Consider the following 24,576-nt stretch of genomic DNA (forward strand, 5'->3'; position numbering starts at 1 on the left):
TTAATATCCATTGCTTAATAAATTTTCTGAGCAATTTCATTGAAAGAAATACCCTGAATTCCATTTGTAAGTGCAACGATTTAGAAGTTGCATAAAAAAAGTAAGATGCGTAACGTTGCACTTACAAGTGGAATCCACCTATTAATGATTATACTTTTCAAAATTTTCACGAGAGTGATGGTTTGCAGGGTGAGTACTTTGGCCTCAACTCTGCATACAAATCACCTGATGGTAAATTGTATTTTGGTGGAAGGAATGGCTTTAATAGTTTCTATCCTCAAGATATAACAACTAATAGTACACCGCCAAACATAGTTTTAACTGAGTTCAAAAGATTTGGTAAACAGGTTATTCCAAACCTGAAACAAGACGACTTTCTCCTTGAAAAGCCCATTAATGAACTTGAAAGTTTAGAACTAACTCACAAATATTACGTCATTGGATTTGAGTTTGCAGCTCTTGATTTTGCAGCGCCTGAAAAGAACCAATATGCTTATAAGCTGGAAGGTTTTGACCCGGACTGGACTTATGTTTCAGCAGATGAACGAACAGCGACCTATACCAACTTACCATCGGGGAATTATACTTTCAGAGTCAAGGGTTCAAACAAAGATGGAGTTTGGAATGAGGAAGGCAAGTCTTTAAAAGTTAAAGTTTATCCTGCACCTTGGTTATCATGGTGGGCTTATACAATTTATGTTTTCACATTTTTTGCACTTTTATCTTGGTACTTACACAGGAAAAACAAAAGGAATCTAATGATTACCAATATGCTGAAAGAGCAGGTTGAGGAAAGAACCTCGGAGTTACAGGTGCAAAAGCAAAAGGTTGAAAATTTATTGGTTAAAAAGAACGAAATGTTCGCTAATGTTTCACATGAATTTAGAACTCCTTTGACGTTGATACTTGGTCCTGTTCATAAATTATTGAAATCAAATCTTAGGTATGAAGATATCAAGTCATTAAAAATGGTCAATCGGAATGCCAATAGACTTCTGACAATGATTGAACAGTTGTTATTATTGGCGCGAGTGTCAGGGAGTGAAAAAATCGTATTTAAACCTCAATTGATTGCACATCAGGTTTTATCCATCTATGAGATATTTAAACCATTAGCAGAAGAAAAAGGAATTGAATTCATTTTAAAAGAAAATAGACCTCTAGCAATCAGCGTCGTTGAAAATACGATAGATACAATTCTCGGCAATCTGGTATCCAATGAGATTAAATACACTCCTCATGGTGGTAAAGTTATTGTGAGTTCCTATTCAAATGATAGCCAAGGCGATCATTCAGGTATCAGATACAGGATGCGGCTTGGATGAAAACCAAAAAAATGAAATTTTCAATCGTTTCCAACGTCTGGATTCTCATGCAAATATTGATGGAGTTGGTTTGGGTTTGTCAGTTGTTGAGGAAATGGTCAAAATAAACAAAGGAACTATCAATGTTGAGAGTGAAAAAGGAGTTGGTAGTACTTTTACGGTAATTTTTGATGCAATTGATGCCCAAGAAATATCGGAAACTCCGGAAATTGATAATCACAGGCTTGTCAGTCAATTGGCAAGAAACTCGAGTTTGGAATTTGAGAAACAACAGGAGGATGTCGTTTTCTTGGGTAATAAGAAGAATGACACAATTCTAATTATTGAAGATAACAATGATATGAGAGGGCACATTACGGATACTTTGAAAGATAATTTTTATTGTATTGTCACAAATCGAGGTAAGTCCGGTGTTGCTTTAGCAATTGAGCATGTTCCGGATATTATTCTTTGTGATGTCATGATGCCGGAAATGGACGGCTTTAAAGTGAGCAGAATCATAAGATCCGATTCTCTAACTTCTCATATTCCCTTGGTTCTTCTGACAGCTCTCCATGAGAAGCAATACCGGATAAAAGGCTGGAGAGAAAACATTGATGCCTATTTAACTAAGCCGTTTGATAATCAAGAACTGATTCTGCAACTGAATAATATTCTGACAATCCGGAATCTGCTCAAACAAAAGGCAAAAGAACATGTTACGGCCGGTAAAAATGTTGATATGGCTAGCGATTTACCAAAAGTGGATCAGAACTTTATTAACAAATTGAATAAAATTATTGCAGATAACTATAAAAATCCAAATTTACAAAGACCTCAAATAGCATCAGCCATGGCGGTTAGTACCAAACAGTTACAAAGAAAACTGAAAGCCTTGATTGATAAAAACCCTATGGATTTACTCAAGGAGTATCGTTTGACGAAAGCGGCCGAATTGCTTAAAGAAGGCTATCAAGTCAGTTTTGTCTCCGATGAGTGCGGATTTAATTCCCTTTCACACTTTTCACAGGTGTTTAAAGAGCAATATGGAACTCCACCGAAAAAATATCAACAGGTGACTCAAACCCAAAGCTAAAATTGATATTTGTTTTTCAACTTAACATAATGTTGTGCTGAATATTCCAATTGCTGAATTTGTCTTTCAGTTAAATCTTTGACTTTTTTTGCCGGGTTGCCCATCCACAGTTCGCCGGATTTGATGTGTTTGCCGGGTGGAACAACAGCTCCTGCGGCAATCATGGAGTGATGTTCGATGATACATTTATCCAGAATAATGGCTCCCATTCCAATCAAACAATAGTCGCCAATGGTACAGGCGTGGAGAGTTGCAGAATGTCCGACAGTAACCCCGTTTCCTATTATAAGTGGTCCTCCGTCTTTATCGTATTCACCTTTGTGGGTGACATGTAGTATACTTCCATCCTGGATATTGGTTTGGTTGCCAATTTTAATAAAATTAACATCGCCACGAACAACGGTCATAGGCCAGATAGAACTGTCTTCGCCTATTTCCACATCGCCAATTACACAGGCTTGTTCATCGATGTAAGCAGATTGATGAATTTTTGGAGACTTGTTTTCAAATTTTCTAACAGACATAGGGGAATAATCGAATATGAATGAACATAATATACCACTGATTCAGAGTGATGCGGTTCTTTTCGGAATTTTAGCAGCAATTTTAGGATTGGTTTTTTGGACTCATCAGCATCAGGCTAAGTTCTGGAAAAAGTTCTATAGTGTGGTTCCGGCACTATTATTGTGCTATTTTCTTCCTTCATTGTTAAATAGTTTTGGTCTTGTCGATGCTGAAAATTCAAAATTATATTATGTAGCTTCGCGTTATTTATTACCTGCAGCATTGGTTTTACTGACAATCAGTGTGGATTTGAAAGGAATTATACGTTTAGGTCCCAAAGCGGGCATCATGTTTTTAACAGGAACTTTGGGAATTATTATTGGTGGTCCGATTGCTTTTATTGCGGTTAAAGCGATTTCTCCGGAAACTTTTGCCGGATCGGCAGCCAACGACATTTGGAGAGGAATGACAACTCTTGCAGGAAGCTGGATTGGTGGTGGTGCTAATCAGGCGGCAATGAAAGAAATTTTTGCGGTTTCTGATGCTGCGTTTACGAAAATGATTGCAGTAGATGTGATTTGGGCAAATATATGGATGGCGACATTATTATTCATGTCACAACGAGCTAACAAAATTGATGCTAAAACCGGAGCAGACACTTCTGCTATTGAAAGAATCAAGCTAAAAATGGAAACATTCCAAACAGAGAATGCTCGTAAATTTAATTTGAATGACCTCATGTTTATTACAGCGGTTGCTTTTGTTGCAGTTGGTATCGGACATGCTTTTGCCAATTGGTTCGCACCATACATAAGCAATAATTATCCCGCTCTTAATAAACTATCACTTGGTTCTGCTTTTTTCTGGTTAGTTGTGATTTCAACGTTTATTGGAGTGATGCTTTCATTCACAAAAGCTCGAAAACTAGAAGGTGGAGGAGCTTCAGCCGTGGGTTCGGTTTTTATTTACATACTTGTTGCCACGATTGGATTGAAGATGGATGTGACACAAATATTTGATGACCCGGTTATATTTCTAATCGGTGGTATTTGGATATCTATTCATGCAATCTTATTGTTGGTTGTGGGCAAGCTAATTAAGGCTCCATTATTCTTCTTAGCTGTTGGCTCTCAAGCTAATGTTGGTGGCGCGGCTTCTGCTCCGGTTGTGGCATCGGCATTTCATCCGTCATTAGCTCCAGTAGGGGTCTTACTGGCAGTTTTTGGATATACGATTGGTACACTTGGAGCATGGTTTACAGGTATATTGCTGCAAATGGTTGCCGGATAACTATTTGGAATAGTGCAAACTTGAGTGAATTGTCCAAGTCGGTGTTATAATCAGCTTTTAAGGCATCGCTTTTGAGGAACAGAGATGACGAAAATTTCTGAAACAGCAAAGAAAAAAGGCATCTATCTACTGCCTAATTTATTTACCACCGGAGCGTTATTTGCCGGATATTATTCCATCATTGCATCTATCAATGGCAAATTTGAACTTGCAGCTATTTCTGTTTTCATTGCCGCATTACTGGATGGTTTGGATGGACGGGTTGCTCGTTTGACAAACACTCAAAGTGCTTTCGGTGAGCAGTATGACTCCTTATCAGATTTGATTTCATTTGGTTTGGCTCCTTCATTGCTGATGTATACTTGGTCGTTGAAGTCGTTGGCTGTGATTCATCCTGTCATGGGTAAAATTGGCTGGCTGGTTGCGTTTATTTACGCTGTTAGCGGCGCTTTGAGATTGGCACGTTTTAATGTACAGATTGGAACAGTTGATAAGGCTTATTTTCAGGGTTTGGCATCGCCAGCTGCTGCTGCTGTTGTTTGTTCCTTTGTCTGGGTTGCCGTTGATCATGAATTCACCGGTGAGTCGTTGAGGTTTGTCAGTCTGGCTGTGACACTTTGTGCCGGTTTGCTGATGGTTTCCAGGTTTCGCTATTATTCGTTTAAAACACTTCCTTTTAAAGAATCAGTCCCATTTGTTTGGATTTTAGTTTTGGTGTTGATTTTTGTATTACTGGCTTTAGCGCCGGCAAAAGTTTTATTTGTGGTATTTGGTCTTTATGCTTTGTCAGGACCAGTTATGACTTTATATGGATTGAGAAAAAAACGTAGCAAAAAATAATGAGCACCGATATTCTTCTGCAAAATCCCAGTGAAGAGTCAGCCGGAACGCTGAACCAGCTCAAACTTCTAGCGGATTTATCTCAGGCTTTTGTGGAGTCACTCAACATGGATGAAACGCTGAATATTGCTGTTGAGAAAATTTCTGATTACATGGATGCTGAGGCAGCTTCGGTTTTCCTTTACAACAAAGATAATAAAAAACTCGTCTGTCGTGCAAGTTTTGGACCGGTTGATATTAAAGGCATTGATGTCGATGTTCATGAAAGTATTGTTGGCAAAGCATTGAGCTCCGGGCAATGTCAACTCATCAAGGATGCCAAACAAGATGCGATGTATAATTGCAATGTCGATCAGTTAACAGGTTTTGAGACCAAATCGGTATTATGCACACCGTTAATTGTTGCCGGAAACAGTATCGGTGTTCTACAAGTTTTAAACAAGCAAACCGAAGTTTATTTTGATGAACGAGATCAGGATATTCTCAGATTATTGGCATCGCCGATTGCATTATCGATAAACAATGCCAGATTGACTTTAAGTTTAGTTGAACAGAATCGTCTGTTAAAAGAAATCACTTTAGCTCGTCGATTGCAACGCTCACTTTTACCGGCTCGGAAGAAACCACCTTTCCCGATTGTTGGCACGAATGTTCCGGCTTTTGAAGTGTCCGGGGACTTTTATGATTATTTTTCTCTTGGTGATGATTGTGTCGGATTTGTTGTTGGTGACGTTTCCGGAAAAGGTTTGGATGCATCAATGCTAATGGTTCGGGCCAGTAGCTTGTTGCGCTGGATTGGCAAAGACAGGCTTTCTCCGTCCAAATGGTTGCGAAAAGCCAACCGAGAATTGTGCGAGAATGCATCAAGAGGAATGTTTGTCTGTGCCGCTGCCGGATATTTTTATCCAAAAGAAGATAAGGTGGTTTGGTCAAATGCAGGGTTACCACCGGCGATTCATAAGTGTTCAGAAACAGGAATTCATACATGGAAAGCAGAGGCGCCACCTTTGGGGATTGATGCGGATATGGAGTTTCCGGAACAACAAACCATATTAGGAAAAGGAGGCTTGTACTTTCTCACGGATGGTCTAACCGATGCTAGGCTTGAGAATAATCAACAACTCGGAATAGATGGGTTAATTGATTACATCAGCACGATTCAGGCCGACTCTGCCGAAGTCAGGGTCGGTAAAATCATTACCTTCGTTCGCAGACAACAACTGCTTGATGATGCAACGCTATTACTGATTGAAAAAAGGGATCATTTGCAGGAAAAATTCATTGACTCTATCAGTTTTGAAGCTGATCCGGCGAATTTAAAAATGGTTAGATCCAAAGTATCTGAAATCGTAGTTAACCTCGGTTTTAGCAAAGTAACCGAACAACAGTTGGTCCTTTGTATTGATGAAGCAGTCACCAATGTTTACCGACATGCCTACAACAATGACTGTCAGGGAAAAGTGGATTTATCATTCAAACTTCAAAATAACACTCTGGTTTTCTATCTCAGAGACTATGCATCGTTGGTTTATGATAATTCAGTCAAGCCTCGTGACTTAACTCAAACTCGCCCCGGAGGACTGGGAATAAACATTATTGACAGCGTTATGGACTCTTGGGAGTTTGCCACTCCAAAAGATGGGTACGGAAACTTGTTGATAATGAAAAAAGAACTGGATTACTGTTGCTCTTGAGTTTCTGAGATAAAAACTTCCCGTTCTAATAATTTTACGAATCATCATAGATTGAATTCAAAAATATATCAAGGTATTAAATTCCTATAAAAGCATAAAAAACCAATAAAAAGTATTTATAAATTCAAAAAATTCTTGCCATTTTAAACACTTAACTGAATAATTCGCGAACTTTTTTTCACCGTAAAAAGGTGATTTCTATTTTTGGGGGAAACCCAGGAGGAATGCGGAAGAAAGATATATAATCTTCCGGCTTGTTTTTTTCATAGTAGCTTCTTTGTTGCTATGACGTTTTTTGGAGTAGAATACCATGTCAAAAAACAGAATCATCAATACAGTTCATGCTGTAGAAGAGTCTAAATCAAATCATTTTTTTAAAGAAAGTGCGGCTAAAACCTGGCCTCACCATCATCAAGTCATTGATGACAAACGTCTCGATCATTTTATCAAACGGAATGGCAAAGTTTATGCCGGCACACATATCATCGTTGATTTGTGGGGAGCCAGTCGTCTTGATGAATTGGAGCATATGGAAAACGCTATGAGAGAAGCGGTGGAACTTTCTAAAGCAACACTTTTACATATCCATCTTCATCATTTTTCTCCAAACGGAGGAATTTCGGGTGTTGCAGTTCTGGCAGAATCACATATCAGTGTGCACACATGGCCGGAAACGAATTACGCAGCATTTGATGTATTTATGTGTGGTGATGCTGAGCCGGAGCAGGCTGTGTTTGTTTTTAACAAATACTTTCAGCCTGAAAAATTCAACGTCAGAAATATCAGACGCGGAGAGGTTCAATGAACCAGCCCAAATACTTGGAAACATTATATCCAAGTTGGGGACAACAATTTGTGATGAATGAGGTTCTGTTTGAATATCAGACAGAACATCAGCATTTGGTGATTTTTAAGAATCAGCAATGGGGAACAGTTATGGCTCTTGACGGAGTCATACAAACCACTGAAAAAGATGAATTTATTTATCACGAAACGATGACACATGTTCCAATGCTATCTCATCCAAATCCACAAAAGGTACTTATCATAGGCGGTGGTGACGGCGGAATTCTTCGTGAAGTTCTTAAACATAACTCTGTAGAACGAGTGGTTCAAGTTGAGATTGACTCGGCTGTGATTGATATGTGTAAGAAATACTTTCCGAATCATTCTCAAGGAGCTTATGATAATCCCAAAGTGGAGATTATCATTGATGACGGCTTGAATTTTGTTGCCAATTGTTCAGAGAAATTTGATGTGATTATCTCAGATTCCACAGATCCGATTGGACCAGGTGAATCTCTGTTTACCTCTGATTTTTACGATGGAGTTAGAAACTGTTTAAATCATGAAGGTGTTTTTGTGGCGCAAAATGGTGTGTCTTTCATGCAATTGGATGAGGTGAAAACAACCAAAAAAAGATTAGGAAGTTATTTCGATGAAGTGACTTTTTATTCGGCATCCATTCCAACTTATGTTGGTGGAATTATGACATTTGCATGGGCAACAAATAACTCAGATCTGAGAAAAATTACCTTGCAGGAAATTGAAAGCCGATTTGAGAGATCAGAATTGAATTGCAAATATTACAATCCTTCAATTCATTTTGGAAGTTTTGCGTTACCACAATATATTCATCGGGCTTTGGAGGTGAAATCATGACAATCGAACTCCAATTTGCAACTCAAGAAAAAATTTCAACAGTTTTCTCTGGTGATGATGAAAAACAGCAATTATTGGGTTTGGCAAAAACTCACGGGACACCCTTGTTTGTTATTCGTGAAAATAAACTGATTAAACAGTATCAAGCGATTAAAAAAGCCCTACCAAATGTAACAATGCATTATGCTATCAAGGCATTGGCAGATAAAAATGTATTGAAAAGTCTGAATTCTCAAGGTTGTAGTTTTGATATTGCGACCAATGGAGAAATTGAGCTGTTGAAAGAATGTGACATTAAGGCGAATAAGTGCATTCATACTCATCCAATAAAAAAACACGAAGATATACAAGGGGCTTTAGATTACGGTTGCAATATTTTTGTCGTTGATAATATGATTGAGTTGGAAAAATTTTCAGCTTATAAGGATGTCGCAGAAATTATTATCAGAATCAAATTCAGCAATCATTCTGCAGTCGTTGACTTGGGTAAGAAGTTTGGTTGTGAAATCCATGACTTAGAATTGATGATTGAAAAAGCCAATGAACTTGGTATAAAGGTTGTTGGTTTGTCTTTTCATATTGGTTCGCAAACTGTTTTTCCTACTGCACATGGAGAGGCAGTGAAACACAGTATTCAATTATTGAAAAAATTTAATCAAGTCGACTGGAAAATACTGGATATCGGTGGTGGTTTCCCCATAGAATACGACTCTTCGGTACTGGATATATATTCTTACTGTGAACCTGTCAGAGAAGCTCTGAAATTAGTTCCAAAGAATATCAGAGTTATTGCTGAACCGGGAAGATATTTGGTTGGTCCGATTGCTCAACATGTTATTTCAATTGTGGGCAAATCGAAAAGAGATGACAAGGTTTGGTATTATGCTGATGATGGTTTGTATGGTGCATTTAGCGGACAGTTGTTTGATCATGCAAAGTATCCATTGACAGTACTGAATGATAACTATGATAACGATGTTCATTATCCCAGTGTGGTTGCAGGACCAACATGCGATAGTATTGATGTTATAGATGAAGAAATAATGTTACCGGATTTGCAAGTTGGGGATTTATTACTGGCTGAACAAATTGGTGCATATTCGGTGGCTTCTTCTACAGAGTTCAATCTTTGTAAAAGACCAAAAACGGTTTTTATTGAAAAATAAAAACATTTTTCTTTCTTGATTTCTTTGGGAGGATGCATGAAGGAAGAAAATTTAATTGTATTTCAGTGTGCTTGTTGTGATTTCAAATTCAAAAAAACACTGGAATGGCTGGAAAATAAAGAGAGTCTTCGTTGTTCCTGTGGGGAGCAGCTGGATATTGATGAATTATTGTTCGAAATTTATACCAGCCCCGACGAAAAAAAATATATTATTTACCAGAAGTAATTTATCAAACGTTAAACGGCACGGTTGTTTATGACAGTGCCGTTTAACGTAGTATTATCAATTTCTAAGTTTTTTTTATATTCGAATCAGTCTTTATTTGAAAGGTTGAATTGTTTGCCCTTGGCAAAAAATTCAGTTAATCTATAGCTTAACAATAGGGAAAGATTCATGGCAAAAAACAAAACACAATATATCTGTACGCAGTGCTCATCCATACATAACAAATGGGCCGGTCAATGCTCGGATTGCGGAGAGTGGAATTGTTTGGAAGAAACAGTTATTCAAGCATTAAGCAGTCCTAAAACCTCAAGATTCAGCACCTACGCAGGCGATGCCGGTGGGAAAAAAATTCAAAAACTGGGATCTGTCAAATTTCAGGAAAATATTCGCACCAGCACGAAAATTCGAGAACTGGACAGAGTTTTGGGTGGAGGTTTAGTTCATGGTTCAGTGGTGTTAATCGGTGGTGATCCGGGGATAGGAAAATCAACACTGATGTTGCAAGTCACCGCTACCATGCCGGAGAGTTTGAAAACCTTGTATGTGACTGGTGAAGAATCTTTATCACAAATCAGTATGCGTGCCCAAAGATTGGGTCTCAGTGCGACCGATTTGGATTGTATGGCTGAAACTTCGGTCGAGCAAATTATTAATCAGGCACTCACTCATAAGCCACATCTCATGGTGATTGATTCCATTCAAACGCTTTATACCGAGAATCTCAGCTCGATTCCCGGTTCTATATCACAGGTGAAAGAATGCGCCGCTCAGTTGGTTCGTTTTGCCAAGCAGAATAATACATCAATCATTTTTGTTGGTCATGTCACCAAAGAGGGTGGAATCGCAGGACCGAGAGTCTTAGAACACATGGTAGATACAGTTTTGTATTTTGAAAGTGATGGTAATAGTCGTTATCGGGTTCTCAGAGCACTAAAAAACCGCTTTGGAGCCGTCAATGAAATTGGTGTTTTTGCGATGACGGAAAAAGGCGTGCAGGAAGTTGAAAATCCATCAGCAATTTTTCTTACCGAGCACGAGTCTGGAAAACCGGGAAGTGTAGTGATGGTCGCTCGAGAAGGAACCCGACCATTACTGGTTGAGGTTCAGGCACTGGCTGATCAAAGTCCTTTAGGCAACCCTAGAAGACTGACAGTTGGACTCGATCATAACCGCTTGGCAATGTTGTTAGCAGTTTTACATCGAATGTGTCATTTACCAATTCACGACCATGATATTTTTATGAATGTGGTTGGTGGTATCAAAGTGACTGAAACCGCAGCTGATCTGGCAATTGTTATGGCAGTGGTTTCGAGTTTTAGAAATCGTTATTTACCGAAAGGAACGGTCGTCTTCGGTGAAATAGGTTTAACCGGTGAAATCAGACCTGTATTTAACGGAGAAGACCGATTGAAAGAAGCAGCCAATCATGGTTTTAAACATGCAATTGTTCCTAAAGGTAACATCGGTGGCTGGACTAAAAATTTAAAAATAAAAGTCACAGCAGTGGATAATATCAGCCAAATTCTGGATTATATCTGATGCAGGAAAAATTGCAGAACGAGCGCATTGTTCTCCAAAGATTCAAATTTGGTGATGAGCAATTGATTTATCAGGCGATTAAAAACTCTTACAATGAAATATCACCTTGGCTGGACTGGTTGACACCTCATTACAGCATCAAAAATGCCGGAGATTTTGTCCGTTTTCAGGTGCAGAATTGGAATGAAGATGTTGAATACACATACACGATAAGAAACAGAAACAATGACTTCATCGGTGTCATTGGTTTGCATGTTTTTGACAATAACAATGATGTTGCCAGTATTGGTTATTGGGTTGACAGTAGATACACTCGCAAGGGATTTTGTTCGGATGCGGTTCAATTGTTGGTTCAAAATGCTATGCCGCAGCTAAATTTAATCCGCGTCGAAATTATTGTGGCTTTGAATAATCACGCCAGCCAAAGAGTTGCAGAAAAAGCGGGTGCTTGTTTTGAAGCGATATTAAAAAACCGCATACGAATTCGTGGATTACCTGTTGATGCCAAAGTTTTTGCGTTTACAAATCCAGCTTGACTTGATAAATTCGGCTCAAGCCATTCTCTATTGAGTTAAAAGTTTGTAATAATTGTCCAATGTTGATGAATTCGGTCTTGTCAAAATTCTTCCTGCGACTGGTGAAATATAATACCTGATTCTCTTCATCAACAAACGGACAGTAGTCCATCTGCATTGAGTTCACTTTATTACTCAGATTTATTGCTTGACTCCAATTGCCGTCAGAATCCTTCCTGGAAATATATAAATCGCCACTACCCAGACTATCGGCACGTTTATATGCACCAAAAATCAGATATCTTTCATCTTTGGAAACATAGGCATTATACTCATCGCCATCGGTATTGATTTCTGAACCCAAAGAATAAGATTTTTGGAAAACTCCATCTTTAAACTCGCTGAAATAAATATCATCCTTGCCTTTGGAATCCGATTTATTTGCGGTGAAATATAAATTCCCGGACTTCGTCAGCGAAGGATAAAACTCATTTCCTTCAGAGTTGACTTGCGAGCCTAAATTTTCCGGTTGCGACCAAGCAGATGTTAAATCTTTTCTTGATACAACCCAAAGATCATAGTCTTTATCATTGTCATTATCATTTTCAGGTCGGTTGGAAGCAAAATACAAACTCAATCCATCATGAGTGATAAAAGGCTCTAAATCGTGATATTTTCCCGAAAATGAAGCGACTTGAGGATTTCTCCAGGCATCATTGTTTTTTTCAACTTGAACAATCACCGAAAGGTCACCCAAAGGACTTTGAGCCGAAAACCATGCTTGATTCTGAAAAACAGTGAAATCCCTAATATTGGTGAATTGTTGAGAGAGTTCAGGAAGCACAGGCAAAACCTGTGCTTGAGCGTGTAAAAAAATCGAAGTGATAAGTAAAAATAAATATTTCATACACTTATAACTTTTTAACGGGATAAAAGTTACAGATTATTTAGAAACAACCACCATTGCCGGTCTGACTAGGCGGCCATTGAGAATATAACCTTTCTGGAAAACATCAACAACCGTGTTGGGTTCTAATTCCGGATTTGGAATTTGAGTCATGGCTTCATGAAATTCCGGGTTGAATTTTTCACCGGCAGGATTGATGACTTCGACACCGTTTTCCTTGAGGACTTTTAACAAGACTTTTTGTGTCATTTCTGTCCCTTCAATCATTTGTTCGGCAGTCACTTCGCAATTGTCATCTTTACCAACTTCAAGTGCTTTATCCATGCTATCAGCCACCGGAATCAAAGCTTTGGCAAATTTATCCAGTGAATATTTACGCAGGTTATCCAACTCGCGTTCGTTGCGTTTGCGCATGTTCTCCATTTCCGCATGCATACGTACCAGTTCTTCTTTGAGTTTTTCAATTTCGCTATTGACTTCGGCAACATCCTCAGCTTCTTTTTCTTCTGCCTGCTGAAGTTCTTCCTTGAGTTCTTCCACTTCTTGTTCTAATTCAACATCTTTTTTTTCAGTTTCTTCAGTCATATTGGTAATTCTCATAAATACAGATACAATAACACAGCGTAATATAATGTCCGTATGATATTTTTCAATGCTGAAATCACTTTTTATCAAAAATTATGTCCTGATTAATCAACTGGATTTGGACTTTGCCGAAGGTTTCCACGTTTTTACCGGAGAAACCGGGGCAGGGAAGTCCATTATTGTTGGTGCATTGTCTTTGTTGTTAGGAAATCGAGCTGATTATTCGGTTATCAGAGACAAGGAAAAGTCCTGTGAAATCAGTGCGTTATTTGATATCAGAAATAACCAGGAAGTAAAAAATTGGCTCAACGAACAGGAAATTGAACACGATAATGAACTGGAATGTCGCAGAGTGATTACTGCGGATGGACGCTCGAAATCGTGGATTAATTCCCGGCCATGCACCATCAACAGCTTAAAAGATTTAGGTGGCTTTTTGGTACAAATTCATGGACAACACGATCAAATCAAACTCAATAATGCTAAATATCAGCTGGCAACTATTGATGAAACCGGTGGATATGAAACCCTTTTAAATCAAATTTCACAGATTTATTCAAACTGGAAAAAGATTCAATCTCAACTGGATGATATAAAATTGGCAGGAGCACTTAATGAATCTGAAAGTCAGTTATTAACCTATCAATTTGAAGAACTTTGCCAACTCAATTTATCTGAAAATGAACTCGATGAATTACATTCACAGCAAAAAATGCTGACCAATGCCGTCGATACCATCAGCGAGTTGGAGCGGTCATTGGATTTGGTTTCCGGAGAGCATTCGTCCAATGTATCATCCGGAGTAGCAAAAATAATCAACACACTGGCAGATATCAAAGGTCTGGATTTATCCGAAATCATGAGTATGCTCGATGAAATCAGCATCAATCTCAACGAAGTTGAAGGACAGTTGCAAGATCAGTTGGATAAGGTTGAAGTGAATCCTGAAAAATTACACGAGACTGAATTAAGACTGGATGAAATTTATTCCACAGCCAGAAAACATAAAGTCAATGCTGAAAACCTCTATCAGCATCAACAAGATTTAGCACAAAAACTGCAATTAAACGACTCGCAGAAACAACGCAGAGAAGAATTATTGTTGCAAAAGCAAAAACTGGAAGAACAATATCAGCAAATTTCAGCTCAATTGTCTCAATCCAGACAAGCTGCTGCCAAAGAATTTCAATCTAAGGTGACAGCCGTCATTCAAAAACTGGGTTTGGAAAAAGCTCAGTTTATCGTTAATATTCAACACAATGACGAATCAAAATTCACATCAATAGGACAAGATAGTTGTGATTTTGAAGTGATTATGAACCCTGGACAAGCAGCACAAAAAATGTCAGCGACGGCTTCTGGTGGAGAATTATCACGAATTGCATTAGCTATCGAAATCTGCAAAAAACAGGACAAGCAATCAGGCAGTTTTATTTTTGATGAAGTCGATGCGGGAATCGGCGGAGTCGTTGCCGAAACCGTCGGTAAACTGATGCGAAAACTCAGCGAGCAACAACAAGTCTTCGCAGTTACGCATTTACCACATGTTGCCGGACTGGCACATCATCACTTTCAGGTGAGCAAAAAAGAAGTTGATGGCAAAACCGAAAGCTCTGTGAAGTTGTTAAACCAACAACAAAGAATCGAAGAACTCGCTCGGATGTCCGGCGGCTCAACCATCACCGAAGCGACTTTGGAGCAAGCCAAGGCGTTTATGCTGGCGGGGTAGAACAATTAGTAATGTGTAATTAGCAATTTTGACTTTGTAAATATTATGGAAATTGTATATTGTTGGCGAGTTAGAGAGTTCCTTCCAATGCTTGATGAAGATGAATGGGAAGAAATGCATCCCTATTTAAATGATACAATAAACCGAATTAAAGAGTATCGAGAAAAACATAACTGCGATTTAGCAACCGCCAAAAAAAATTTCAATCTGGAAGCAACCAATAAATTTGAAGAGCTAACCGGATACAAAGATATTCCATACGATTTAATTTTTTATTTAAGAAGATCAGATTACGGTCCTCAATGTCAACATTGTAATAAAGTTTTAAGAACTCCAAAAGCAAAATTCTGTGCAGAGTGTGGTAGAAAAAATCAGATACTACATGAAAGATAAGAATCTAATTATTATTAATTACAAATTACTAATTTCTCATTACTAATTGAATATCATTTCTTCCTATAATTACTCGAAATCTGATTGATCGCCCCCAAAGTCCATCTCGAATTGGCGTGGCAGATAGCAACAGCTAGAGCATCGGCAGCATCTTCCTGAACCTCTTTTTTAATGTTTAAAAGCAAAGAAACCATATACTGAATCTGTGACTTGGCAGCGGCTCCTTTGCCGACTACGGATTGTTTTACTGCTTTGGGAGCGTATTCATAAACCGGCAAATCCATCGCCACAGCTGCACAAATCGCAGCTCCTCGTGCTTGTCCTAATTTTAAAGCTGACGCCGCATTCTTCGCCATAAACACTGTTTCCACCGAAACTTCATCGGGTCGAAACTGATGAATTAAATCAGTAATTTCGGTAAAAATTACCTTCAAACGCTCCGGAAACTCACCATCTCCGCAACGCAATGGCTGAAAATGCACCAGTTTATTATTCCGTCCATCAGTATCAATAATCCCGATACCAGTAGTCCGCGAACCAGGATCAATACCCAAAATACGAGTGATTTGTTTGAGTGGCGAGTTCAAGTTAAATTGATATATACATTAATAAACAGATTCATATCATAGTTTTTTCAAATCAGGATATCTATAGATTTTGGATAATTATTAATTATATATCAACCAAGTGATTCATTATAGCCAGAGATTCATCTGTTCTTATTTGATAAATTTTTTTTCGGGTTGGAATGATGTAATCATTTCATCGAAATTGTGATAACAATGAAATTTATGATGTAAAATAACATTATTCTTAATTTCAAAAATTAGCTATGAAAAAAATATTTGTATTTTTATTGGTATTTAGTATCTCTCAAACCGTTTTCGGCAAGAACACCAGCCATGAATTTGATAGTTTGATGAGTGAAGTTTTTAAACAAGATGGACCGGGAGCTGTGGCTTTGGTAATGAAAGATGACAAAGTACTTTACCGCAAAGCATTCGGCATGGCGAATCTTGAGTTAGAAGTAAAGATGAAACCGGATCATATTTTCCGTATTGGTTCAATCACCAAACAATTCACGGCATCGGCAATTTTGAAACTTCGAGATGAGGGTAAACTCAGTCTGGATGATGAAATTACGGAATATATTGAGGATTATCCCACGGATGGAAACAAAATCACCATCAAACATTTACTGACCCACACCTCAGGTATCAAAAGTTATACTGATATGGAGGAGTGGGACGGAGAAGTGAGAAAGAGAGATTTTACGCCTCTGGAGCTCATTGACTATTTCAAAAACCAACCGATGAATTTTAACCCCGGAGAACAATGGAAGTATAACAATTCCGGTTACGTTCTTCTTGGCTATATTATAGAAGTAGTATCGGGAATGTCATATTCAGAATATATCGAAAATAATATTTTTAAACCTTTGGGCATGAGCCACTCTCTCTATGGCTCAACATCAAAAATTATAAAAAACAGAGCCTCCGGTTATGACAAAAGAGAAGATAACTATATCAATGCTGATTTCTTGAGTATGACACAACCTTATGCTGCCGGTTCGCTACTGTCAACTGTTGATGATTTATACATTTGGTATAAAGCGGTGATGGAGGATAAAGTCATATCAGAATCCTCCAGAAAAGAAGCGCACACTCCATTCAAACTTAATGATGGCTCAGAAACCAGTTATGGATATGGCTGGTCGATAGGAAATATTCAAGGCAGTCCGATGATTACTCACGGTGGTGGAATCAATGGATTTCTGACTGATTCCATTTACTTGCCGAATGAAAAAGTATTTGTTGCCGTGTTTTCTAATTGTATCTGTAACTCACCCAATCAAATCTCAATGAAAATGGCGGCGCATAGTATTGGGAAACCTTTCAATTGGACCCCAATAGATATTTCCTCAGAAGAAAAGCAGGAATATGTTGCAGTCTATGAATCCAAAAACGGTCAGCAAAGAGTCATTAGCTTAAAGGATGGACAACTTTATTCATTAAGATCTGGAGGTTCTAAATTTGAGATTTATCCATACGATAAAGATAAATTCTTTTTCAAGGACGGGATGAGCACTTTGCACTTTATTCGTGATGAAGAAAAACAAATCTCATCTGTTCTATTATCCAACCCGATGGAGACATCTGAATGGAGACGAACCGATAAAGCCATACCAACAATTGAAAGAATCGATTTGGATTCAGCTGTTTCAGACAAATATCTGGGTCAATATGAGTTAGTACCGGGATTTATTCTGACAATCAGTAAAGAAGATGACAAAATTTTTGCTCAGGCAACCGGACAATCAAAAATTGAAATCATTCCGACTGAGATCAATAAATTCAGCTTAGTTGATGTCGATGCACAACTTACATTTAATTCCGACGAAAACGGCGAGGTTGTCAGTTTAACCCTTCACCAGGGTGGTGATCATGAGGCGAAAAAGATTGAGTAATAGATTCTTATTAATTTAATGAATCGCAAAAATATTGGTTTTTTTGTTGGGTATTGTGCGTTTGTTTCTACCAAATATAAATAAATTATTGCGTTGACAAATTTTAGAAGTTAGTTCAGAATTATTCTTCAGTGCAAAAGATTTTTTATTGGATTGGGGAACAACAATGTCAGGAGCAGAGCAAAATCAGGCTCAAATCGAATATTGTTTTGGTAATTTTCGCCTGAGTCCGTCTCAGCAGGTTTTAATCAAGAATGAAGAAAAAATTGTAATCGGTACGAAGCCGTATTATTTGCTGATGTTGTTTTTGCAGAAGCATGGCGATATTTTAAAGAAGGATGATATTATAAACAAAGTGTGGCCGGGACAGATTGTCACGGATGCAGCTTTAACCAAACAAATCGTTCGTTTGCGAAAACTGATTGATGATAATGATAGCAATCATCCAATCATTGAAACTCATCGTGGGGTTGGGTATCGATTTGCTGGCAATGTTGAACAATTTGAATTGCAGGGAAGTGACTTAAATACTTTCAAAAAAAAATCTATTAAAGTTCCTTTTTTGATTGTTGCTTTAATAGTTATTTTGATTGTAGGATATTCTATTTTTCAAAATAAAAAAACAAATTTAGTTGAAAATCAGGAAAGCAATGAGCCAATCAGTATTAACCTGGCGGTGATTCCGGCGGATGATAATCAGCAATGGTTTAATGCAAGTGGGTTGGATTATTTGTCCGGTTTGTTGGAAAAAAATCTGGGAATTCATAGCATCACCCCGAGATCGCAATGGTATCAAAACCAGCAAAGCGAAAAACTCGCTATTGAATTGACATCCAATAAAAATATCAATTACGCCGCAATAATCGGAATTATGCAGCTTGATAATGAGTTTATTGCGACTGTCAAACTCAGAAATAATAATGAAATTCTGGCTTCGGGAAAAATTAACGGCAAAACGATTTCTGAACTCCTAATCAAGACCAATAACTGGTTCACTACAGTTCTTTCAGCTCATGAAAAAGTATCTTTGATCAATAGGGATGAAATATTAACCGAAGATAATTATGCACTGGAAAGCTACTTACAGGGACTGTTTCAGCAAGCAAGTGACGGAAATCAGCAAAAAGCCAATGATTATTTTCAATCGAGTGTCAACAAAGATAGTGAGTTTCTGGATGCCTGGATCAAACTGCTGGAAACTCACGTCCATCTAGCGCATTTTGAGAAAGCATTATCAATTGCTGAAAATATTTTGCTGAAATTTGAGTCCAAACTTTTGGATAAACATTACATCAAAATTTACTACTTAATCGCTTTCTCACAGTTTCGATTACGAGATGAGGAAGCTGCGAAAGCTAGTTTGCAGAAATCTGTGGATTTTATCAAACAATCGCAAAATCCTTATTTAAAACTCTCCGGGCTCAAATCACTTTATTTACTATCGTATTTACAAAGAGATTGGAAGCAATCAGAAGAATTTGCATTACAGCGAATCGCATTGGCAAAAGAGTATTACCCTTTTGACGATTACCTTGCCGGTGTTTATTTGACATTATCTGAAATTGTTTCTTATCAATTCAGGTTTGATGAATCGAAAGATTATCTTTATCAAGCAATGGAGTTTTATGAAAAAGCCAATGACAGTGACGGCATGATAACATCACTGGCAGGATTGAATCAGTTGAATTTAAATCTTAATGACATTGATGAAGGAGTATTGTTAACTGAAAAAGCCACTTCGTATTTAAAGTCAGCAACTAAACCGGATAAAGTTCTCTATTTTTTGATGAACAGTAGCATAATTCTCAACTTGAGGGGCTTGTTTGATCGTGCAGACGAATATATTTTACAAATCAGACAAATAGCTGAAAAATTGAACAATCCATTATACCGAGTCATTGGTGGTTTGATGAAATTGCATCAATTTTATGTTCAAAATGATTTTGAACAGTCAAAAAAATATATGGATTCAATGCTCGCGACTTTTGAAAACAACCCCGAGATGAAAGCAGACCTGAGTCAGGTTTATTTGTTTGATATGTTGGTTTCATCACGAGTCGATGGTGGTGAAGTTGCTCTTGAAAAGTACAATTCATATACGAAGAAATATCCCCATTTACAACAACAATTTCCAAATGAACTCAAGCGAGTTTTAGGGCATATTTATGTACGAATTGGTAAACTCAATGAAGGAATAAAACAACTTGAAGAAGCTGAAGCTGCATATAGAGAAATCTTTCAAATTCATGTTGCCAATTATGTTGGTTATGAAGTTTTGGAAATCATGCTCAATCATCCGGAATTAGATTACAAATCGACTTTAGAGAGACTTCAAGCTAATAATGAATATGACTATTTGTTTTATAAACTCAAAGCCGGGTTTCTGGCAAGAGAAGGAAAATATTTTGAAGCAGCTATTCTCATGAGTGAAAACAAGCAAAAAGCCAATCAATTGTGGAGAGTTGATGATCAGCTTTTGCTTGAGGGTTACCAGAAGAAATCTAAATAGTTTTACAAATCTCTGGCAAGTTCCAGCACTCGGGCTGTGACTGAGGATATCGAATTAGCAACAATTCCTCCATCAGGACTATTGGATAATGCGACAACAACAATTGGATTTTCTCCTTGATTTTCCAACATCCATGAATAGGTTAAAACTTGCATGCCATTAGTTCCTGATACCAAATCACCGCCTTTATACCAAACCTTATCCCAATAGTTCCTTACATTTGGGAAAGCGGCATTCGAACCCATTGCCACATCGGTCATAAGCGTAGCACTAGAGCCCTGTGGGAGGTCCCTTAAATGAGCATAAGTTTTGCAAATATCCATCGCTGTAGCTCTCCAACTACCATTAACCATTATTGTGTAATTGTTATGTAAAAAGGTTGTAAACGGTCCTAATGGAATGATTTCATCTTCAAGAAATTGCTGTTGGAAAGCCTCAGTACCATTCACATAGTCCAATGCTGTTGCCAGCGGAAATGACCAGAATAAATGGTTCTGTTCACTAATGTTCAGTAAAGGAATCAAATCCTCAGGATTGCTTAAACCTAAAGAACTGATAACTAACTCAATAAAATCTCTGCCAATAACCTCATGAAGTAAGTCCGCCGCTGTATTGTCACTCAGACCTAAAGAAAGTGTGGCGATATCAAAAAGAGGGAATTGTGTTCCCAAGGGCTCGCCATTAATAATTCCGCCGGGTGCTAATTCGGATGCAACCAATGATACATTCTGGTAAATATCAATATCACCTAAAAAGAAAGCCTCAGCAGCAGCGGTTAACAACCAAATTTTATAGACAGAAGCCAAAGCTCGTAATTGATTGGAGTTTCTTTCATAAAGCGGAATACATGCACCGGTATTATCAATCTCAGCGACAAGAAAAGAAGGCTGGGAGCTTAATGTTTCAAATTTATCGAGTGCTTGTGTCATCGTCAAGCCTTGGTCCACCGGATTCACTACAGAACCGGAAAAACCGTTAATGTATAAGTAATTAATCCTTTGCAGACCGGTGTATTCAGTTCCCACTTGAACAATACCAACCTGAGTACCAAGTGTCTGTGAGGTCATAACTACATTCATACGCACAGGTGTTCCCATGATGACATCGGTTATCTCAGCATTGGGATATGAGGTTCGTACATTTTGAAGAAAATCCCTCATTTGTTGCGCTGTCATTCCAAAAGCTGACAAATCAAAGTGAGCATCAATATCTGCCAGACTGGTATCAGGCAGTGAAAACTGCTCAATCAACCATTCTGTTTGTGGACTGACCGGATAATCAGGTAGCTGGTAAGAGCCACCTACGAAAGGAAATTGCCTTTCCACTGGTCTTTGTTCAAATCCTTGAGCAAATAAAGTATCTGCTGATGCTGAACAATTGAATAAAAACAATGCGATAACAATTATTAAATTTTTCATGATAGCTTCCTCTTATAAATCTCGAGCCAATCTAAGAACTCTGCCTGCGATAGATTGAACGGCATAAATATCAATCCCACCGCTTGAGTCATTTGACATTGTGATAACAACTTTAGGGTTTTCTCCCTGATTTTCCAGCATCCATGCATGTGTTAAAACTTGTAGTCCATTAACTCCCGAGGTTAATGACCCGCCTTTATACCAAACTCTATCCCAGTGATCTCTGACATCTGGTTGAGCAACTTGAGATCCGAGTGCCACATCTGTCATATAAAGAGCATCGGAACCTTGTGGCAAATCTCGCAAGAAGGAAAATGTTTTGCAAATATCCATTGGTGACGCTCTCCAACTGCCACTGACAAATATCGAATCGTTATTAAATGGATAGGTTGTCACCGGACCTAAAGGCACAATTTCGTCCTCTAAGAATTGTTGCTGAAATGCTTCCGTTCCATTCACATAAGAAAGGGTTGTTGCTAACGGAAAGGAGAAAAACAAATGAAATTGTTCGTTAATGCTTAGCAATGGTGTTAAAGCATCAGGGTTGCTTAAATTCAATGAATCGATAACTAAATTGATTAAGTCTCTACCGACAGTTTCATGAAGCAAGTCAGTGGCAGTGTTATCACTAATCCCCAACATCAATGTAGCAATTTCAATTAATGGAAAATTTGTACCCAATGGTTCGCTGTTAATTGTTCCTCCCGGAGCCATTTCAGATGCAACCAAAGTGATGTTTTGAAAAATATCAATATCACCGAGAAGAAAAGCTTCAGCAGCGGCAGCTAATACCCAAATTTTGAATACGGATGCTGTCGCTCTCAGTTGACTTGAGTTTCTTTCGTATAGAGACTGACAAGCCCCATTGGAATCAATTTCGGCAACCAGTATGGATGATTCGGAACTGAACGTCTGAAATTTATCGAGTGCTTGATTCATCGTCAAGGTTTGATCAGCAGGATATTGAACGGAACCAAAGAATGTACTCACACCCAAAGAGTTTATTCTCTGTAAACCGGAATACTCTGCCTTAATGTTGGTAAAACCAAACTGAGTCATATTCAAAGGGTCAGCAATCAAAACCGTTGCCCTAACAGGAGTGACCATAATGACATCGGTAATGATACCATCAGGATAATCATTTCTCACAGCTTGAATAAAATCCTTAACTTGCTGCGCAGTTAATCCCATTGTTGATAAATCAAAATGATTATTAATATCCGTCAGACTGGTGTCACTTTCGGATAACTGTTGAACAAACCATTGAAGCTGAGTTGAAACAGGATAATCCGGTAATTGATAAGAATCATCGACATAAGGAAATTGTCTGGCCACTGGCTTGATTTCAAAGCCCTGTGAAAATAAGGTATCTGCCTGATTTTCAAGACTGACTAAGGCTAATAAAATAGCAATAATAAAATTTTTCATAATAATCTCCACAATTAATCGCAGTTCATATTAGAATTTGAATCCTGATAGTTCAGGACATCATCATGACATTGTCTGACATCTGATGAATTTATTTATATATTAGTTCCGAATGTATCTAAAAAACTACCATTATCTAACTTTATTGAATAATATCCTCATACTGCTCCTTCAAATAATCCGTTAAATTCTGTTTTTCCCGTTCAAGTTTTATATAGAAAGAAGAAACATCTTTTTGCTCATGCTCTCTACAATCTTTAATAAATGTTTTGAAATTTACTTTTTGCAGGACTTCCTTATCGCTAAAAATAAAGTGTTTTCCAGGGGAGTCTTCATCTCTCTCATCAAGAATGAGGACTTCTTGTAAAGACATGGTGTCAAACTCCTTTTGCAAACGAGATTCTGTTTCATCTAGTTTTGTTCTGAATTTATTATTTAACTGTTTCAGTGGTTTTTCCTGGCCATAAGCATTGGTTGTGAGACTCATATGAATATAACCGTTTTCATCAGGCTCTGAAAATTTATCTTCAATTTCATGAGGAATAAGTTTCCGGATGAAATCATTTCCCAGTTCTTCAAGCTCATAAAGAATATACATAGATGCCATAGATAAATTGGCATGATAAAACTCACCATCAATCAGCATCCTTGCCCATTCCAAACTGAAATCCCCATAAAAAGGCGAAGCCTGATAATACTTATCTCTTTCCTTTTCATTTTCCACATTCCATTGATAACTTGAGTAATACCAGTCATAAAGAGAGTCATAATCCAACAAACTTTCAACCAAAAATTCATCCAGATAAAAGCTGTCTTCGCCAATTCCATACAATGGCTGCATATGAGTATTGACTATCAGGTTCTGTTCATTTGATAAATCATCTTCTCCAAAATTCAAATTTGATGACAGGTGAGAATTAATGAAGTTTGAAGCATCTTTGATTTCGTTACTGAGGTTTTTTTCAGACTGATTCTCAAGGTATATATCCATACTGTCATTTATGATATTTATCCCAAATAGCTGCTTTACAACATGCTGTTTGACCTTGAAATAATCGACTCTGGAAAGAGTCGATTTGTATCTTTGCTGCTCTGCATCACTCAGTGAGAAAAACTCCGGAAGACATCTGATAATTGCTCTTTTTAATTCTGGTGTCATAGTGGATTTGTTAATATGCTTATTATCTTCGCTTTAAGGTTTAATCTTGTATTGTTAAATACTTCTGAAAGAGTAATATCCTGTATTTTTGTATTATTAGTAAATATTTCCTTATTGATGACAGGCAGTTGATGGATAGTAATCTT

At 37.8% G+C, this 24,576-nt stretch carries 21 protein-coding genes; 14 read left to right on the top strand and 7 right to left on the bottom strand.

What is annotated here, in order from left to right:
* The first annotated feature begins 182 nt into the window (after positions 1-182).
* A complete protein-coding gene (locus R3F25_07910) occupies positions 183-1,325 on the top strand; it encodes a triple tyrosine motif-containing protein (protein MEZ5496740.1) in 1,143 nt (380 codons plus the stop codon).
* Positions 1,273-2,400 carry a response regulator gene (locus R3F25_07915; GenBank protein ID MEZ5496741.1) on the top strand — a complete coding sequence of 376 codons (1,128 nt, stop codon included), beginning with the start codon at positions 1,273-1,275 and terminating at the stop codon, positions 2,398-2,400. Before R3F25_07910 ends, R3F25_07915 begins: the two co-directional genes overlap by 53 nt.
* Here R3F25_07915 and R3F25_07920 read toward each other — a convergent pair.
* The gene (locus tag R3F25_07920; protein ID MEZ5496742.1) at positions 2,397-2,924 is read right to left on the bottom strand and encodes a gamma carbonic anhydrase family protein; all 528 of its coding nucleotides are present in this window, start codon (positions 2,922-2,924) and stop codon (positions 2,397-2,399) included. The genes R3F25_07915 and R3F25_07920 overlap by 4 nt on opposite strands.
* Before the next feature lie 16 nt (positions 2,925-2,940).
* Here R3F25_07920 and R3F25_07925 point away from each other — a divergent pair, with 16 nt between their 5' ends.
* From R3F25_07925 to R3F25_07960, 8 genes are all read left to right on the top strand, one after another.
* Complete coding sequence (locus R3F25_07925; GenBank protein MEZ5496743.1) at positions 2,941-4,194, top strand: DUF819 family protein; 1,254 nt, start codon at positions 2,941-2,943, stop codon at positions 4,192-4,194.
* An 84-nt stretch (positions 4,195-4,278) separates the two neighbouring features.
* Positions 4,279-5,034 (top strand): CDP-diacylglycerol--serine O-phosphatidyltransferase, encoded by a 756-nt coding sequence (gene pssA / locus R3F25_07930; protein MEZ5496744.1) that lies wholly within the window; start codon positions 4,279-4,281, stop codon positions 5,032-5,034.
* Positions 5,034-6,728 carry a SpoIIE family protein phosphatase gene (locus tag R3F25_07935; protein MEZ5496745.1) on the top strand — a complete coding sequence of 565 codons (1,695 nt, stop codon included), beginning with the start codon at positions 5,034-5,036 and terminating at the stop codon, positions 6,726-6,728. Before pssA ends, R3F25_07935 begins: the two co-directional genes overlap by 1 nt.
* Positions 6,729-7,038: 310 nt before the next feature.
* Positions 7,039-7,533, top strand: coding sequence for an adenosylmethionine decarboxylase (gene speD / locus R3F25_07940; GenBank protein ID MEZ5496746.1), 495 nt, complete (start codon positions 7,039-7,041; stop codon positions 7,531-7,533).
* Positions 7,530-8,390, top strand: a complete 861-nt coding sequence (gene speE, locus R3F25_07945; protein MEZ5496747.1) for a polyamine aminopropyltransferase — start codon at positions 7,530-7,532, stop codon at positions 8,388-8,390. The genes speD and speE overlap by 4 nt, the downstream gene beginning before the upstream one ends.
* A complete protein-coding gene (locus tag R3F25_07950) occupies positions 8,387-9,556 on the top strand; it encodes a type III PLP-dependent enzyme (protein MEZ5496748.1) in 1,170 nt (389 codons plus the stop codon). Before speE ends, R3F25_07950 begins: the two co-directional genes overlap by 4 nt.
* Before the next feature lie 393 nt (positions 9,557-9,949).
* Entirely contained in the window at positions 9,950-11,320 is a 1,371-nt protein-coding gene (radA, locus tag R3F25_07955; protein ID MEZ5496749.1) for a DNA repair protein RadA, read from the top strand.
* Complete coding sequence (locus R3F25_07960; GenBank protein ID MEZ5496750.1) at positions 11,320-11,856, top strand: GNAT family N-acetyltransferase; 537 nt, start codon at positions 11,320-11,322, stop codon at positions 11,854-11,856. Before radA ends, R3F25_07960 begins: the two co-directional genes overlap by 1 nt.
* Here the strand turns inward: R3F25_07960 and R3F25_07965 are convergent.
* Entirely contained in the window at positions 11,840-12,742 is a 903-nt protein-coding gene (locus R3F25_07965) for a hypothetical protein (protein MEZ5496751.1), read from the bottom strand. The two genes, R3F25_07960 and R3F25_07965, sit on opposite strands and share 17 nt — an antisense overlap.
* Before the next feature lie 36 nt (positions 12,743-12,778).
* On the bottom strand, positions 12,779-13,327 hold the full coding sequence (gene grpE, locus R3F25_07970) for a nucleotide exchange factor GrpE (protein MEZ5496752.1): 549 nt from the start codon (positions 13,325-13,327) through the stop codon (positions 12,779-12,781).
* Between the two features lie 67 nt (positions 13,328-13,394).
* Here grpE and recN point away from each other — a divergent pair, with 67 nt between their 5' ends.
* The gene (gene recN, locus R3F25_07975; GenBank protein ID MEZ5496753.1) at positions 13,395-15,056 is read left to right on the top strand and encodes a DNA repair protein RecN; all 1,662 of its coding nucleotides are present in this window, start codon (positions 13,395-13,397) and stop codon (positions 15,054-15,056) included.
* Positions 15,057-15,143: 87 nt separating this feature from the next.
* Positions 15,144-15,449, top strand: coding sequence for a hypothetical protein (locus R3F25_07980; protein ID MEZ5496754.1), 306 nt, complete (start codon positions 15,144-15,146; stop codon positions 15,447-15,449).
* Positions 15,450-15,502: 53 nt separating this feature from the next.
* Here R3F25_07980 and ruvC read toward each other — a convergent pair whose 3' ends face one another.
* Positions 15,503-16,015: a crossover junction endodeoxyribonuclease RuvC gene (gene ruvC / locus R3F25_07985; protein MEZ5496755.1), complete on the bottom strand. Its 513-nt coding sequence runs from the start codon at positions 16,013-16,015 to the stop codon at positions 15,503-15,505.
* Between the two features lie 266 nt (positions 16,016-16,281).
* On the opposite strand from ruvC, the gene R3F25_07990 reads away from it, so the two are divergent.
* Positions 16,282-17,916, top strand: coding sequence for a serine hydrolase (locus R3F25_07990; protein ID MEZ5496756.1), 1,635 nt, complete (start codon positions 16,282-16,284; stop codon positions 17,914-17,916).
* Positions 17,917-18,082: 166 nt separating this feature from the next.
* Positions 18,083-20,425, top strand: coding sequence for a winged helix-turn-helix domain-containing protein (locus R3F25_07995; GenBank protein MEZ5496757.1), 2,343 nt, complete (start codon positions 18,083-18,085; stop codon positions 20,423-20,425).
* A gap of 2 nt (positions 20,426-20,427) precedes the next feature.
* Here R3F25_07995 and R3F25_08000 read toward each other — a convergent pair whose 3' ends face one another.
* The 3 genes from R3F25_08000 to R3F25_08010 all read right to left on the bottom strand — a co-directional run bounded on the left by R3F25_08000 (position 20,428) and on the right by R3F25_08010 (position 24,430).
* Positions 20,428-21,843: a serine hydrolase gene (locus R3F25_08000; protein MEZ5496758.1), complete on the bottom strand. Its 1,416-nt coding sequence runs from the start codon at positions 21,841-21,843 to the stop codon at positions 20,428-20,430.
* A 12-nt stretch (positions 21,844-21,855) separates the two neighbouring features.
* A complete protein-coding gene (locus tag R3F25_08005) occupies positions 21,856-23,271 on the bottom strand; it encodes a serine hydrolase (protein ID MEZ5496759.1) in 1,416 nt (471 codons plus the stop codon).
* Between the two features lie 142 nt (positions 23,272-23,413).
* Positions 23,414-24,430: a hypothetical protein gene (locus R3F25_08010; GenBank protein ID MEZ5496760.1), complete on the bottom strand. Its 1,017-nt coding sequence runs from the start codon at positions 24,428-24,430 to the stop codon at positions 23,414-23,416.
* Positions 24,431-24,576 lie beyond the last annotated feature (146 nt).

Source organism: Gammaproteobacteria bacterium, assembly GCA_041395445.1.
GTDB lineage: Bacteria > Pseudomonadota > Gammaproteobacteria > Xanthomonadales > Marinicellaceae > NORP309.

Coding starts and splice junctions, on each gene's coding strand:
- R3F25_07915 (MEZ5496741.1), top strand. CDS start 1,273: ATGATAGCCAAGGCGATCATTCAGGTATCAGATACAGGATGCGGCTTG.
- speD (MEZ5496746.1), top strand. CDS start 7,039: ATGTCAAAAAACAGAATCATCAATACAGTTCATGCTGTAGAAGAGTCT.
- R3F25_08010 (MEZ5496760.1), bottom strand. CDS start 24,430: ATGACACCAGAATTAAAAAGAGCAATTATCAGATGTCTTCCGGAGTTT.
- recN (MEZ5496753.1), top strand. CDS start 13,395: ATGCTGAAATCACTTTTTATCAAAAATTATGTCCTGATTAATCAACTG.
- pssA (MEZ5496744.1), top strand. CDS start 4,279: ATGACGAAAATTTCTGAAACAGCAAAGAAAAAAGGCATCTATCTACTG.
- R3F25_07960 (MEZ5496750.1), top strand. CDS start 11,320: ATGCAGGAAAAATTGCAGAACGAGCGCATTGTTCTCCAAAGATTCAAA.
- R3F25_07995 (MEZ5496757.1), top strand. CDS start 18,083: ATGTCAGGAGCAGAGCAAAATCAGGCTCAAATCGAATATTGTTTTGGT.
- R3F25_07935 (MEZ5496745.1), top strand. CDS start 5,034: ATGAGCACCGATATTCTTCTGCAAAATCCCAGTGAAGAGTCAGCCGGA.
- speE (MEZ5496747.1), top strand. CDS start 7,530: ATGAACCAGCCCAAATACTTGGAAACATTATATCCAAGTTGGGGACAA.
- R3F25_07925 (MEZ5496743.1), top strand. CDS start 2,941: ATGAATGAACATAATATACCACTGATTCAGAGTGATGCGGTTCTTTTC.
- R3F25_08000 (MEZ5496758.1), bottom strand. CDS start 21,843: ATGAAAAATTTAATAATTGTTATCGCATTGTTTTTATTCAATTGTTCA.
- R3F25_07920 (MEZ5496742.1), bottom strand. CDS start 2,924: ATGTCTGTTAGAAAATTTGAAAACAAGTCTCCAAAAATTCATCAATCT.
- R3F25_07990 (MEZ5496756.1), top strand. CDS start 16,282: ATGAAAAAAATATTTGTATTTTTATTGGTATTTAGTATCTCTCAAACC.
- R3F25_07965 (MEZ5496751.1), bottom strand. CDS start 12,742: ATGAAATATTTATTTTTACTTATCACTTCGATTTTTTTACACGCTCAA.
- R3F25_08005 (MEZ5496759.1), bottom strand. CDS start 23,271: ATGAAAAATTTTATTATTGCTATTTTATTAGCCTTAGTCAGTCTTGAA.
- radA (MEZ5496749.1), top strand. CDS start 9,950: ATGGCAAAAAACAAAACACAATATATCTGTACGCAGTGCTCATCCATA.
- R3F25_07980 (MEZ5496754.1), top strand. CDS start 15,144: ATGCTTGATGAAGATGAATGGGAAGAAATGCATCCCTATTTAAATGAT.
- R3F25_07950 (MEZ5496748.1), top strand. CDS start 8,387: ATGACAATCGAACTCCAATTTGCAACTCAAGAAAAAATTTCAACAGTT.
- grpE (MEZ5496752.1), bottom strand. CDS start 13,327: ATGACTGAAGAAACTGAAAAAAAAGATGTTGAATTAGAACAAGAAGTG.